Here is a 13,571-nt window from a genome sequence, read left to right as displayed (position 1 = left end):
GGCCTCATCCGCACAACAGAATGGAGTGAAAGACTATGATTACCAATATAATTACCGATGGATCCGAGCGAGCGATCATCGAGAGCCTGCTCGACCGCAACCGTGAAGCGCTCATCGGGACCGCACGCGGTCTGTCCGAGGACGATGCTCGCCGGCGGCTCGTCGCATCGCTGACCACACCGATCTCATTGATCAAGCATGCCGCTGCCGCGGAACGGATCTGGTTTCAACGGTTCTGGGCGGGGCTGGAGGAATCCGAATGCGATGGATACTCGCGCCGAGACGAGGGCACCTTCGCGGTTGAAGCCGACGAGTCGCTGGAGGACGTCATCGCCGAGTTCGAGCGGGCCAGTCAACGCTCACGAACGATCGCGTCCCGCTTCGACCTCGACGACACACTGGACATCCCTGGCGAAGGAACAGTGAGTATGCGATGGACCCTGCTCATGATGAGCGAAGAATTCGCCAGGCACGCAGGCCACGGCGATATCCTTCGCGAACAGATCGACAAGCCCATACGGCCGCAGCCGAACTCGTGAAGGTCGGTAGGACCGAAAACGACGCGATCCTGGCGCGGTGAGACGGCTGCGGGGTCACCTTCGCTCGCTACCGGAGGTAAGACGCGTAGTCGCTGAAGGGGACCTGCCCGGTAGGACTCGCCTTGATGGCGTCGGCGACCTGTACTGGTATGGGAGTCCAGTAGGCGGGCATCATGGCGGCGAGCGACGGGTTCAACACGTAGATCAGGGCGAAGTTCACTATCCACAGCGGCGGCGCCATCGACATGCCGACCTCGGAATTCACACCATCCTTGGTGTTGGTCACCAGTTGCGCCGCGCCCGACATCTGTTGTGCGGCAAAGCCGTAAACGGCTTGCACGGTGTAGGCCGACCGGTAGAGCGCTACCAGGGTGTGCACCGCACCGTTGTCGCGCAACCAGGTGCCGACATAGCCGCCGGGTGCGATCAAGGTGTTCACCTGTCTGGTGGGCGCGTCCGCGTTGGCCGGACTCTCGAGCAGTCCGCCGGGATTTACGTACAACCCGTAGCTGGCGAGTACCGACGGCGTGTTCTGGCCGTTCACCTGGGAATAGATGGGACGACCGACCGTATTGGTGAGGATCTCGACGCAGGCATTGATCACATCGGCCGCCTCGAGGCTGCCGCCGACTCCGCCACCGGTACTGAGATCGCGATACTGCTGCTCGGTCAGCGCGTCGGCTCTGCTGAGACCCACCTGAGCGGCGATCGCGTCGGCCGCTGTCTGACCGAGTGGCTGGTTGAGCTGATCCGGGCCGGTCATCTTCGCCGGCGCCACATGCTCGTAGCCGGGTGCCCCGGAGAAGGGGATGGCGAACCCTGTGTCGGCGGCGTTCCCCGTCGGCTCGCCGCGTGCTGTCTGGCTGACCGCCAAGGAGAGCAGGCACGTGCATATCAGTGCGAATACCGAGATGGTCCAGCGGCGCACAGCCGACCGACGCCGATGCCCGCGCCGCACTGAGATTGTGGTGTGCATATGTCGACCTCTCAGAGCACCGTCGGATGAGGTAACACAAGCTGCACGTCAGTCAATGCCGCGACCCGCGCTGTGTCAAGGCCGAGGCAACGGAAACGTGCGCTCCCGCGGTTGTCCACGATGCGGGTGCAGGGGTCGGAGGCCCCGCCGGCTCGCCGAACTCTGCCGTCCCACGCCCGGGAGCCAGGAGAGGGACGGCGAGACGCCTTCCCTCTCCTGGGCGAATAGCTCAGCTCGTCTGAACCTCGCTGCGATCACCGCTCCACAGCGTGTGGAACTTGCCTTCGGCATCGGTGCGCTCATAGGTGTGCGCTCCGAAGAAGTCGCGCTGTCCCTGGGTGAGGGCGGCGGGCAGGCGCTCGGCGCGCAGTGCGTCGTAGTAGGACAGTGACGAGGCGAAGGCGGGCACCGGGATGCCGAGCAGCGTCGCGGTGGAGACGACGCGGCGCCAGCTGTCGATACCGGTTTCGATGGCGTCGCGGAAGTAGGGCGCCAGGATCAGGCTCGGCAGCTCCGGGTTCTCGTCATAGGCCTCTTTGATCCGGTTCAGGAAGCGGGCCCGGATGATGCAACCGCCGCGCCAGATAGTGGCCAGGTCGCCGGGACGCAGGCCCCAGCCGTATTCGGCGCTGCCCGCGGCGATCTGATCGAATCCCTGGGCGTAGGCGACCACCTTGGAGGCGTAGATAGCACGCCGGATGTCTTCGGTGAAGGTCTCGACGTCGGTCGGCTTCTCGGCCAGCGTGCCCGAGGCCAGACCCTGTGCGGCGGCGCGCTGAGCACGGGAACCGGACAGGGCGCGGGCGAAGACCGCCTCGGCGATTCCGGTGACGGGAATGCCCAGATCGAGGGCGGACTTCACCGTCCAGCGTCCGGTGCCCTTCTGCTCGGCGGCATCCACGATGACGTCGACCAGCGCCTTACCGGTTTTTGCATCGACCTGCTCGAGCACCTCGGCGGTGATCTCCACCAGGTAGCTCTCCAGGTCGCCGGTGTTCCACTGGGTGAACACGTCGGCGATCTGCTTGGCATCGAAGCCGAGCGCGTCGCGGAACAGGTGGTAGGCCTCGCCGATGAGCTGCATGTCGGCGTACTCGATGCCGTTGTGCACCATCTTCACGAAATGCCCGGAGCCGTCCGGCCCGATGTGGGTGCAGCACGGCGTGCCATCGACCTTCGCGGCGACCGATTCCAGCAGCGGGCCGAGCGATTCATAGGACTCGGCAGGGCCGCCCGGCATGATGGACGGGCCGTTGAGTGCGCCCTCCTCGCCGCCGGAGATACCGGCGCCGACGAAGTTGAGCCCGCGCTCGCGCAGCGATGCCTCGCGCCGGATGGTGTCGGTGTAGAGGGCGTTGCCGCCGTCGATGATGATGTCGCCCGGTTCCATGGCGGCGGCGAGTTCTTCGATGACCGCGTCGGTGGCGTCGCCGGCCTTGACCATGATCAGCACTCGACGCGGCTTCTCCAGTGCGTCGATCAGCTCCTCGATCGTCTCCGTGCGCACGAAGTCGCCGTCGCCGCCGTGGTCGGCCAGCAGGGCGTCAACCTTCGCGATACTGCGGTTGTGCAGTGCGACGGTGTAGCCGTGCCGGGCGAAGTTGCGTGCGATGTTGCTACCCATGACCGCAAGGCCGGTGACCCCGATCTGTGCGCGCGCGGTGGGAGACGTCATCGATGGTTCTCCTTCGTGATCGAGCTCGATATGACCTCCCGCAGTCTAGGCATGACGTCGATGACGAGCTGACCCGCTGGACGCTGTTGATCACGCGCACCGCGACCGCATCGTTCCTGGCGACTTCAGATGATGTGCGGCTGATGCGGGCACGAGCCCGCTGTGACGACCACGATGTGTTCAAGGGATGACGATCGGGCCCGAGATCGGTGCCGGGTCATCGGCCCAGCGATGGCCGCTCTCGCGTGGCGTCACGCCCTGCTCCGCCCACGTGGCCAGTAACTGGGAGACTTTGGTGTGCATGACGGTTCGGAGCCGGTCGAACGAGTTCTCCGGGGTGTCGTCGACCTGGCCGAGCAGCAGCCACCAGGCCCATGCCACGGCCCCGGCGTTGGCGACGAAGTCCGGCACCACCGGGATACCGCGGGCGGCGAGCATTGCCTCGGCCTCCGGTGTGGTGGCGGCGTTCGCGGCCTCGACGATGATGCGAGCCCGGACGTCGAACGAGTTGTCCGGAGCGATCGCATAGGAGATCGCCGCCGGGACCAGGATGTCGACATCGGCGGCCAGGACTGCGGCACGCGGCAGCTGCTCGATGCCCTCGGGTAGCCGGGAGCGGTCGATTTCGCCGTAGCCGTCGCGCAGGTCGAGCAGCGCGGGGATATCGAGCCCGTCGGCGCAGTGCAGTGTGCCCGCGGCGTCGGCGACGGCGGTGATCTTCATCCCGGCGTCGTGGAGGTAGTACGCCGCCGCCCCGCCCATGGTGCCAACGCCCTGGATCGCGACGGTCGTCCGGGCGGGCGCCCGACCCCACCAGACCGCGGCGGCGAGGCAGGCGTGCGCGACTCCGTAGCCGCCGACCACATCGCCGAGCAGGAAGCCTCCTTCGACCGCGGCGTTGAGCCCCTTCCGCACCCGTTCCAGGGTCGCGGCCGGGTCGTCGGCACGCTTGATCGCGGCGTGGTAACTCTGCCCAAGGCCGATTTCGTCGAACACCTCGTCGAGCAGGTGCTGCGGAACTCCCAGATCCTCGGCGGTGACCCAATGCGTATCGAGCCACGGGCGCATGGCCTCGCAGAAGCGCGCCAGCACGTCGACGGCACGCGGATCTTTCGGGTCGAAATCGATCCCGCCCTTGGCGCCGCCGACCGGCAGGTCGAAGGTAGCGGTCTTGTCGGCCATGCCGCGAGCGAGATCCTCGACCTCGCTCAATGTGCAACCGACCCGCATCCGGGTGCCGCCGGTGGCCAAGCCGCCGCGCACGGTGTGCACGACGAGATAGCCGACCGCGCCGGTGAGCGAGTCGGTCCAGTGCAGGCGCAGATATGGGTCGCAACGGCGCAGCGCGGGGGAGACGGGCACGTGCTCTGGGATGGTCGGCAGGGCACGTGCGCTCGTCTGCGCTGTACCAGCGGCCGGGTCGTGCATCATCGTCATCGCGGACACCTCCCTGTTCGTGCTGATGCCGGTCACCACAGGGAAATGCCGCGTCGTGCGAACTCCTGTCCGGCCCTCGTCGTCCCCGAGCCGCCGCAGTGCGTCCGGGTGCCCCAAGCGTGCATTCGCACCCACTCACGCGTCCATTTACGGTTCGTTCACGGCAGTGTTCAGCGATCCTGCACAACGCTTACGCTCGGTGCCATGGAACTGTCGCTCGCCCGGCTGCGGATGCTGCGTGAGCTGCACCGCCGCGGCACGATCACGGCCGCCGCGACCGCTCTGCACTACACGGCGTCCGCGGTGTCCCAGCAGCTCGCCCATCTGGAACGCGACGTCGGCACCCGGCTGTTGGAGCGGCGCGGGCGGCGGGTGCAGCTCACCGACCGCGGGGTGCTGCTCGCCGAGCACGCCGAGGAGATCCTCGCCTCCGTCGAGCGTGCGACTCAGGCGCTCGAGGACGCGGGTGAATCGGTGACGGCGAAGCTGACAGCCGGCGTGTGGGCCTCGGTGGCCTCCGGTCTGCTCCCCGACGCGCTCACCGCCTTGGCGCGCACCCACCCGGGCATCCTGGTGCGGACACGCGAACTCGCTCCGGAATCGACCGCCGCTGCGGTGCGCGACGGCGCACTCGATCTGTCCTTCGTGCTCGACTACTCGAACTACCCGATGGCCTGGGACAGCGGCCTCGAGCGCGCGGTCATCGCGGTGGAGCGGCTCTACGCCGCCGTGCCGGCCGGTGCGGTGCCGTCGGCGAGCGTGACGCTGGCCCAGCTGGCCGAGCACCCATGGATCCTCGCGCCCGCCCGTTCACACTTCGGGCATGCGGTCCGGCTGGCATTCCAATCCGTCGGTGTCCAGCCACGAATCGACCATGAGGTGGAGGAGCAGGCGACCGCGATGGCGATGGTCGCGGCCGGACTGGGCGTGACGCTGGTGTCGGACCTGGGCCTGGCGCTGCGCCCGCCGGGAGTGGACGTCATCGTGCTCGGTGACATCCTCACCCGCACAGTGTCGTTGGCCTACCGGACGAATACGGCGCGACGAGCAGCGCTACTGCTCGTCGTGGATGCGATCCGAGCTGCGGCGGAGGAGAAGGGGCTCGGGGCCGACACAGCGTTGCCCGAACTGACCGATACGGAGCCGGTGCCGCCCAGTCCACGCGGCGGCGGTGATCGGGGCGCCGGCTGACCCCGCCCGGTAAGTCCACCGACAGACCGCGGTGCGGCACCCGGAAGTCCCGCCCGACAGCCACCGGCGGCACAGCAGGCCGGGAAGCGGTCAGTGCCGTGGCGTTCCCGGCGGTGGGTTGGCATCGTCGAGCGGTTCCCAGGCCTGAGCGGTCGTCGTCGAAGACGGGTCATCGCTGTCCGCGCCGAGTCCCGCGAGCAGGCGTAGTCCGTCTTCTGCGGGACTGGCGGAGGCTGCGGACAGCACTATCAGCTCCAGGCCGGATTCGTCCGGTAGCGCGAAGTTCTCCTGGTGCAGTTCGAGCAGTCCGACCAGCGGGTGCCGGTAGGTTTTGGGTCCATGGGTGCGGGCGCAGACGTCTGCGCGGGCCCAGAGGCGGCGGAAGCGTTCGCTGGCCATCGACAGTTCGCCGATGAGTGAGGCCAGGCGTGGATCGTCGGGGTATTTGCCTGCGGCCAGGCGCAGGTGCCCGACCACGTCGAGGGTGCACGTCTCCCACTTCGCATAGAGGCCGCGCTCGGCTTCGTCGAGGAAGATATGCCGTGCGGTGTTCAGGCCGTGCATCGGCCGGCCGTAGAGGAGCTCGGCGAGGCGATTGCCGGCGAGCACGTCCAATCGGTGGTTCATGATCAGCGCGGGTGCACCGGAAACCAGGTCGAGGACACGCAGCAACTCGGGACGGACCCGCCCGCTCGGAGCTTTCGCGCGGCGGCGGCGTTGCCGGGCGAGCCGGTAGAGGTGCCCGCGCTCGGTCTCGTCCAGCCCGAGGACGCGGGCGAGCGCATCGAGGACCTGCTCGGAGGGCTGCCTCGCGCGGCCCTGCTCCAAGCGCACGTAATAGTCGACGCTGACTCCGGACAGGTGCGCGACCTCTTCGCGGCGCAACCCTGCGACCCGGCGGTGCCTATCGGTGGGGATTCCGACCGACGCCGGATCGACCCGGGAGCGCCGGGTTCGCAGGAAGCCCGCAAGATCGTCCATTTCCCCAGTATGGCTTCGCCGGTGACCGTGAAGGTGGTCCTGCCGATACCAGGAAGTCCCGTCCGACGGTCGACGCGCCCCTGAACGCCGGGCGCTGCGGCGCCAAGGATCGAAGGCACCCCATTCGAAGGAGTTCTGATGAAGACGTTGATCGTGCATGCCCACCCGGAGCCGAAGTCGCTCAACAGCTCGCTGAAAGACCTTGCGGTGGCGACCCTGGAGGGTGCGGGGCATGAGGTGCGGGTGAGCGATTTGTATGCGATGAACTGGAAGACGGTCGTGGACGCCGACGACTACGGTCCCGACGCCTCGAGTCCGCTGCGGGTCGCCCTTGACTCGGGCCGGGCCTTCGAGGCCGGGAGACTCACCCCGGATGTCCGCGCCGAGCAGGAGAAGTTGCTGTGGGCCGACATGATCATCTTCCAGTTCCCGCTGTGGTGGTACACGATGCCCGCGATCCTCAAAGGGTGGGTGGACCGCGTGTTCACCTACCGGTTCGCCTACGGCGTCGGCGAGCACAGCGATACCAAATACGGCGAGCGCTACGGCGAGGGGACACTCGCGGGCAAGAAGGCGCTGCTATCGGTGACCGTCGGCGGCCCGGAGTCGCATTACACCGCTCGCGGGATCAACGGCCCCATCGACGATCTGCTGTTCCCGATTCATCACGGCATCCTCTACTACCCGGGCATCGAATCGCTGCCGCCGTTCGTACTGTACGGCGCCGACCGGATGACCAGCGACGACTACACCGATGTCGCCAAGGCCTGGGAGCAGCGCCTGCGCACCCTGGAGTCGACCGAACCGATCGCGTTCCGGCGGCAGAACTTCGGTGACTACGAGATCCCCTCGCTGCAGCTGAAGCCGGGAGTGGAGCCCGCGGGCCGTACTGGATTCGGGCTGCACGTGCAAGGCTGAGCGCCGGGCCGAGACGAGTCAGCGGAACAGGTCCTGGCTACGGCGTCGGGTCGGGTCGGCTCCAGTGCGGGAGGCGCAAGACAGTGCGCGAACGTCACCGCGGCGGGATGGTGAGCGACTCGATGCGCGCCAATGTTCGAGCGCTGCCATCGACTTCGAGTTGTACGTGCACTGCGCCCTCGCCCCGCCAGGCGCTGATCAGCACATCATCACCTCCCATGACGGGCCCGGCGTGTTCGAGGATCACCCGGTACGGCGTTGTTTGCACATCGGGGAAGCGTGCGAGGGCTTCTTCGACCGCTTCCCAGTGCACGGCGTTGTTGACATGCCCGTAGCGGTCGACGTCGGTTACTCGCAGCGGGAACGGCTGCGGCTCGGTGTCGGCGCCCGAGTGTTCCCGCAGAGCGGCCCGCCACCGCAGCCGGTGGTCGGTGGTCGCCGCGAGCATCGGCGCCATGAAACGATCGGTCATTCGCGCCGGGCGCCCGGCGTCGATGTCGACGTGGATGAGGAACATCTCCGTCTCCATCAGCCCGCCGTTCTCGCTGCGAACCTGGATGCGCATATTGCACCACCGGTTCGACAGCGCCGACGGCCACCGCCGCAGATGGACCTGGTCGCCGAACTCGATCGGCGTGAGCACATCGATGACGGTGCGCCGCACGATCCACCCCGGATGCAGATCCCCGTCGTCGACCACCTGCAGATGGTCGTAGCCGATGTCCTGCAGATACCGGGCCACCGCATCGAGCCGCAGTCGCTCATCACCATCGGTGTCCCCGAGGCGTACCGGCCATTGCTCATGAAATGCTCGGTTTTCATCCGGGCACGGCGTCAGTGGAAATGCGATCTCTGCCAACCGGTCGACGGCGGTGGCGGCGTTCATGAACGCTCCTTTCGCAGGTCACGCGACAGCGTAGCGACCTACCGCATGCCACGAGGATTCGACACGACGAATACTCGATGCGGTCGCTGCCCGCGAAAGGGGCGGTGTCATGGGAGCAGAACGATCTTCGAGACCGTGGGACGAAATCTCCTGCTGCATAGCATAATAGGCGGCCAAGGGGATATCACCGGGATATGGGGGGCGATGCTGACTCGTAGGGCGCTGTTGCAGGCGGCGATGGTCGCGCCGCTGTCGGCGTGCGGCCAGGGTGTCTTGGGTACGCGGGGCACGGTGCGAGTCGCAGTAGCCTGGAGTGGTTCGGAATTGGCTGCTTTTCGCACGGTGCTGGAGGCACTGGGTCTTTCCGGCTCGGTGGATGTGATCCCGCTCGGCGACGAGATCGACACGGCGCTGACCGGTGGACGTTCGGCGCCGGAGCTGGTCATGTTGCCAACGGCGGGGCGGGTGCACGAGTTCGCCGAACGTGGCGCGCTGCGTGATGTCCCCGAGTCACTGTGGGTCGACGAGGCCCGGGCGTCATGCTATCCGCAGGTGTGGCACGACCTGCTCTACCACGAGGGACGACCGTACGGGGTGCCGTTCAAGGCCGCGGACAAGTCATTGGTCTGGTTCGACCGCGAATCGGCCGAGGAATCCGAGATCGGCAATCCATTCCTGTGGACCTTGGAGGACTGGCTCACACGCATCGAGTTCCTCGCCGGGAAGCAGATGCGGCTACTCGCGCTCGCCGCAGCCGATGGCTGGGCGCTGACGGACCTGTTCGAGAACCTGCTGTACGCGGAATCCCCGCAGACCTATGCGTCGTTGGCCGATGATGGCGACTTCGCGGTATGGGAACGGGACGCGGTGCGCGGCGCACTGCACCGTCTCGGCGCCTGGTCCGCCCACGATTCGGCCTATCCCGGCGGTGTCGGAACAGCGCTGACCATGCAGTTTTCCGATGCGGTCCGAGAGGTTTTCGAACGACGCCGGGCGGTGCTGGTAGTGGCACCCGATTTCGCCGAGCCGATCGTGCGTAAGGCCGTCGCGGCATCCGGGCGCAATCCGTACGACGTCGTCGGTGTGACGGGCTTCCCTGGTGTCGAGGCTGCGTGGCCGTCGCCGCGCATCGTCGGTGGCGATGTCCTCGTGCTGACCAAGGGCGCTGACGAACGCGCCGAACGGGCGCTCGTGACATTGGCCGCCCCCTCGGCTCCGCTGCAGTGGATCAACATGTTCCACGGTTTCCTCGCGCCGAATCTGCGAACCGACGCGGCCTACTCGCCGTTCCTTCGTTCCTCGGCCGAACGGTTGCGGGGCGAGATGGTGTTCGATCTGTCCGACCGGATCCGGCCTATCGGTGGGCGGAACGAACTGTGGCAAGTGCTCACCGAGTTCCTCATCGCGGTGGACGCCGACCGCGCCCACGTCGGACGCGCGGTGAACGATGCCGTCACGGCGCTTGCCGGGCGGTGAACGCGGGATATGAGCGCACTTCCCGGTTTCTCCAGCAACGGATTGCGTCTCGAGCTCGCGACCCGCCGGATGCGTGGGGCGCTGATCGGCGGGCGTCACCCGTGGCGCGGCTGGGAGCGGGTCCAGTTGATGCCTGCCGCGGTTCTCGCGGGTCTGGTGCTGTCGGCCTCGGGGTGGACGGTGGTGACCGCCGGTGTGCGGGTAGCCGCGCCGCTGCTGGTGTTCTGCTGCTGTGTGGCGGTGGTGTTCGCGATACGCAGGTTCGCCCACATCCGGGCCCGCTCCGTCGCCTCGGCGACGTATGCCGTTGTGCTGCTGCCCGGTCCGTTGCTGTTCTGCATCGAAGCAAGCGCAGACGAACTGGGCGTCTACACCCGGACGCTGCTGTTCGTTGCTGCCGGTCTGATACTGATGGTCCTGGCGCTGATCGCCGCCTGGTTCGGTCGCGGGGTGCGCTGGTTGTGGTTGCCGCTGGTCGTGCCCTTCGGCGTCGCCGCGTTCGTCTCCGGACTCGCGTTCCGGGTGATCTTCGAGGAGGCGGTGCCTGCGGGCGATGTCGCGACGTTCCAATCGGGGTACCGATGGATGCCGCTGTTGGCTTTCTGGTGGACATGGTTCGGATTCCTCGCCGGCATGTTCGCGGCGGCTCTGCGCGCCATCGAGGCGGATTCCGTCCGGTGGGGCTATCTCACCGGACAACGCACGTCCTTCTGGCCGATGGTGCTGCCCTTGCGCATTCTGCGGCTAATGCAGCCCGTGCTGCTGATCACCGGGATCGCCGTCGTGGTCGCCGCCGCGCGCGTGTTCGACGTGATCCTCATCGGTGTGCCCGCCTCCTACCAAATCCACCGCGACAGCGCGACGGTGCGTTGGTGGCGGCTGGTGACCGGCGAAGGCGCACCCACCGACGCCGCGGTGTATTCGGTGCCGTTGGCCGTCCTCGTTGGCGTGTGCGCGGTCGCGTTGTGGAAGGTGGGTGGTGCCAGAGAGATTCGATTGCCGCTGCGTCCGCGATCCGACGAACCGTACGGTGCGTCACGAACGGGATTGTCTGCCAAGGTTTTCGCCGGTGTGGTCGCGATCGCGTTCGCGACTCCTTTGATCGTGCTGGTGTGGGTATCGACCCGCAGGCCGAGTGGTGGACACGGCTGGCCCGCGCTCGGTCGAGTCTGGGAGGCCGGGCTGCCTTCGACGCTCGGCGTGACGGCGCTGGTCGCGACCGTCGCGACGGTGCTGGCAGTGTCGGCCGCCCTCCCGGTGGCGCGGTGGTTGTCGGCAGCGCCCTCGAACAGCTGGCGGTTTCGGATCACCATCACGGGTCTCGTGGTACTGGCCGTGCTGCCCGCCCAGATGTACCTCGGCCCGATCGACCAGGTGAGTGACGCATTCGGGTTGTCCGGGACGCAGTATCCGCTGATGCTGGTCCACGGCGCGGCGGGCCTGCCGGTCTCCGTGTTGATCCTGCGCGGTGCGCTGCGGGCGGCCGAGGAGAACCCACGCGGGGCCGCCACGCACGGTCTGGCACGGCCGGGCGCAGTAGCGCGCCGACTGTGGGTGGGCGCCGGGGGCGCGATCGTCGCGGCGGCGGTGCTGGAGTTCATCCAGGTGTGGAACGACTTCTTTGTGAGCCTGATGATCAGCGGGGCGGGAGTGAGCCCGTGGTCGCTGCTGCTGTGGGGCGAGGCCCGCCATTTCGAAGAGAATCTGCCACAACTGGCCGCCGGATCGCTGGTCTTCGCCGTCGTGCCGGTCGCCCTACTGCTGGCGACCTGGCGGCGGTACCTCGTCCCGGCTCTGACCGGGGGAGTGTTGCGGTGACCGGCCGGACGCCACCACGATCTCCCGTGGTGCGGGCCGCGCCCTCCACCGGGTTCCTCCAACGATTCGGCGGTGGCGGTGCGCTGGCCGGGGCGGTTCTGCTCGGGTTGGTCATCAATATCGTGTCGAGCTTGTTTCTCGAACGCGGTATCGGCCTGCTGATCTCGGTTGCCCTGCTCACGATCGGCGTGGGCGTTGTCGTGTTCCTGATCGTCCGATGGATGGTGGTCGAACGGCGCAGGCTGCGCGAAAGCCCTTACACGGCAAGAGAGCTCGAGTTACTGGCTCATATCGACGACGCTCGGACGCCGATCGGTGTCACGACGTGCGCGCCGCAACCCGTGAATGTTTCGGACGACATCGGATCTATCGAGGCGAAGGTCTTGGGTGCGCTGCCGGTGCACGAATATACCGCTGCCGCACTGCTCGAAGTGTTGACCGCAATGCTCGACGCACCCACCCGCATCCCCTCCGCCGAGGAGCCGGTGAGCCGGACCGCGCCGCTGTTGCTCGCAGACCTGGAAGGCGAGGGCTATATCCAGGCCGTAGGCGTGCAGCAGTACCGCGTTGTCACGGTGCCGGATACGGGCACAGCGACCGATATCCGGCACCGGGTGCAATGGAAGGCCGCGGTCACCGCACTCGCCCGACACCACGCCGACCAGGCGGAACGGTGGGCGATCGGCCTCGGCACCGCGCGCTTCGCACCCGCCGCGCGCCGCTGGTTCGAGGCCGAGGAGCCCTTCCTGCGACGGTTGGTGATCGGGTGCGCGTCCTTCGTCGACGATCTACCGCGACCCGCGACACCCAGCCTGATCCGTATCACCGACGCACTCGATGTCTGGCATGCGAGGACCAGGGATGCCGACGCCGAGCTGGCCACGACACTGCTTCCACTGCTGCATGCTCCAGACCTGTTCGGCGCACATGCCGCGCAAGTGATGCTGCGTGCCGGCATCGAGCCGCCACCACCGTCGCCACGCAACGGTGACAACGGTCGATACGCCGACTTCGCCGCGCGCCGCGAACACGCGAAGGTACTGCGCGAGCTTCCCGATCCGTCGCCCGCTGCCGATCCGGCGCGGCTGGAGCAGGCCCGTGAAGACCTGGAACGTGTCTGGTGGATGCTGCCGCGCGAGGACATTCCCGGCGAAGTGTGTGCCCTGGTCAACCTGGGCGTGGTCCTGTTGCGCCAAGGCCGCCTCGACGATGCGCATGACCGCGTGGAACTGGCCGAAGCACTGACCAGGCAGGGCCGTGATCCCGGTGGTCGCGCGCATATGCACGAGGTCCTCGGGCACGTCTGGTGGGCCCGCGGCGAAGGCACCCGCGCCCTGCGATGCTGGCGGCTCTCGCTCACCGCGCACCGCTCGCTGTGCGATGATCACGCCGTCGCCCGCTGCCTCCAGCATCTTGCGACGGCGGTGATCGTCGACCCGCGCTGCGCCGACGACGTGCTCGGGCCGAATCCACAACGATCGACACGTGCCGCGGTCAAAGAGGCAACCGGCTGGCTCGCCCACGCCCTTCGGCTCAGTCCCGGCGCGCAGACCGCCGATGGGTATGTGCTCCAGGCGATCAGGCAGTTCGGAGTCGCGCCGCGGACCAGCATCAATCAGTGGCCACTGCCACTCGAGGAGCATGTGGACAGCAACGAATGACGGTGTGCCCGGG

Annotated in this window: 11 protein-coding genes; 6 read left to right on the top strand and 5 right to left on the bottom strand. The window is 67.4% G+C overall.

Annotated elements, in window-relative coordinates; all coding sequences use genetic code 11:
• The first annotated feature begins 35 nt into the window (after positions 1-35).
• Positions 36-539, top strand: coding sequence for a DinB family protein (locus GV792_RS02345; protein WP_163821906.1), 504 nt, complete (start codon positions 36-38; stop codon positions 537-539).
• Positions 540-606: 67 nt separating this feature from the next.
• Here the strand turns inward: GV792_RS02345 and GV792_RS02340 are convergent, their stop codons facing one another.
• The 3 genes from GV792_RS02340 to GV792_RS02330 all read right to left on the bottom strand — a co-directional run bounded on the left by GV792_RS02340 (position 607) and on the right by GV792_RS02330 (position 4,627).
• Complete coding sequence (locus GV792_RS02340; RefSeq protein ID WP_163821905.1) at positions 607-1,515, bottom strand: hypothetical protein; 909 nt, start codon at positions 1,513-1,515, stop codon at positions 607-609.
• Between the two features lie 229 nt (positions 1,516-1,744).
• A complete protein-coding gene (gene gndA, locus GV792_RS02335) occupies positions 1,745-3,190 on the bottom strand; it encodes an NADP-dependent phosphogluconate dehydrogenase (RefSeq protein ID WP_163821904.1) in 1,446 nt (481 codons plus the stop codon).
• Between the two features lie 180 nt (positions 3,191-3,370).
• On the bottom strand, positions 3,371-4,627 hold the full coding sequence (locus tag GV792_RS02330; protein ID WP_163821903.1) for a glutamate dehydrogenase: 1,257 nt from the start codon (positions 4,625-4,627) through the stop codon (positions 3,371-3,373).
• A gap of 204 nt (positions 4,628-4,831) precedes the next feature.
• Here GV792_RS02330 and GV792_RS02325 point away from each other — a divergent pair, with 204 nt between their 5' ends.
• Positions 4,832-5,818, top strand: coding sequence for a LysR family transcriptional regulator (locus GV792_RS02325; protein WP_163821902.1), 987 nt, complete (start codon positions 4,832-4,834; stop codon positions 5,816-5,818).
• Positions 5,819-5,908: 90 nt separating this feature from the next.
• Here GV792_RS02325 and GV792_RS02320 read toward each other — a convergent pair whose 3' ends face one another.
• Positions 5,909-6,799, bottom strand: a complete 891-nt coding sequence (locus tag GV792_RS02320) for a helix-turn-helix transcriptional regulator (RefSeq protein WP_163821901.1) — start codon at positions 6,797-6,799, stop codon at positions 5,909-5,911.
• Positions 6,800-6,937: 138 nt separating this feature from the next.
• Here GV792_RS02320 and GV792_RS02315 point away from each other — a divergent pair, with 138 nt between their 5' ends.
• A complete protein-coding gene (locus GV792_RS02315; protein WP_163821900.1) occupies positions 6,938-7,717 on the top strand; it encodes an NAD(P)H-dependent oxidoreductase in 780 nt (259 codons plus the stop codon).
• A gap of 94 nt (positions 7,718-7,811) precedes the next feature.
• Here GV792_RS02315 and GV792_RS02310 read toward each other — a convergent pair whose 3' ends face one another.
• Positions 7,812-8,603: an acyl-[acyl-carrier-protein] thioesterase gene (locus tag GV792_RS02310; protein WP_163821899.1), complete on the bottom strand. Its 792-nt coding sequence runs from the start codon at positions 8,601-8,603 to the stop codon at positions 7,812-7,814.
• Between the two features lie 204 nt (positions 8,604-8,807).
• Here GV792_RS02310 and GV792_RS02305 point away from each other — a divergent pair, with 204 nt between their 5' ends.
• The 3 genes from GV792_RS02305 to GV792_RS02295 are packed head-to-tail and all read left to right on the top strand — an operon-like array spanning position 8,808 to position 13,558.
• A complete protein-coding gene (locus GV792_RS02305; RefSeq protein ID WP_163821898.1) occupies positions 8,808-10,079 on the top strand; it encodes an ABC transporter substrate-binding protein in 1,272 nt (423 codons plus the stop codon).
• 9 nt (positions 10,080-10,088) lie between these two features.
• A complete protein-coding gene (locus GV792_RS02300; RefSeq protein WP_163821897.1) occupies positions 10,089-11,897 on the top strand; it encodes a hypothetical protein in 1,809 nt (602 codons plus the stop codon).
• Complete coding sequence (locus GV792_RS02295) at positions 11,894-13,558, top strand: tetratricopeptide repeat protein (RefSeq protein ID WP_163821896.1); 1,665 nt, start codon at positions 11,894-11,896, stop codon at positions 13,556-13,558. The genes GV792_RS02300 and GV792_RS02295 overlap by 4 nt, the downstream gene beginning before the upstream one ends.
• The last annotated feature ends 13 nt before the right edge of the window (positions 13,559-13,571 follow it).

This window comes from Nocardia cyriacigeorgica (genome assembly GCF_010868145.1).
GTDB lineage: Bacteria > Actinomycetota > Actinomycetes > Mycobacteriales > Mycobacteriaceae > Nocardia > Nocardia cyriacigeorgica_D.
Note: the sequence above shows the minus strand (reverse complement) of the source record. Positions and strands in the feature narration are given on the sequence as shown.

Coding starts and splice junctions, on each gene's coding strand:
- GV792_RS02345 (WP_163821906.1), top strand. CDS start 36: ATGATTACCAATATAATTACCGATGGATCCGAGCGAGCGATCATCGAG.
- GV792_RS02340 (WP_163821905.1), bottom strand. CDS start 1,515: ATGCACACCACAATCTCAGTGCGGCGCGGGCATCGGCGTCGGTCGGCT.
- gndA (WP_163821904.1), bottom strand. CDS start 3,190: ATGACGTCTCCCACCGCGCGCGCACAGATCGGGGTCACCGGCCTTGCG.
- GV792_RS02330 (WP_163821903.1), bottom strand. CDS start 4,627: ATGACGATGATGCACGACCCGGCCGCTGGTACAGCGCAGACGAGCGCA.
- GV792_RS02325 (WP_163821902.1), top strand. CDS start 4,832: ATGGAACTGTCGCTCGCCCGGCTGCGGATGCTGCGTGAGCTGCACCGC.
- GV792_RS02320 (WP_163821901.1), bottom strand. CDS start 6,799: ATGGACGATCTTGCGGGCTTCCTGCGAACCCGGCGCTCCCGGGTCGAT.
- GV792_RS02315 (WP_163821900.1), top strand. CDS start 6,938: ATGAAGACGTTGATCGTGCATGCCCACCCGGAGCCGAAGTCGCTCAAC.
- GV792_RS02310 (WP_163821899.1), bottom strand. CDS start 8,603: ATGAACGCCGCCACCGCCGTCGACCGGTTGGCAGAGATCGCATTTCCA.
- GV792_RS02305 (WP_163821898.1), top strand. CDS start 8,808: ATGCTGACTCGTAGGGCGCTGTTGCAGGCGGCGATGGTCGCGCCGCTG.
- GV792_RS02300 (WP_163821897.1), top strand. CDS start 10,089: ATGAGCGCACTTCCCGGTTTCTCCAGCAACGGATTGCGTCTCGAGCTC.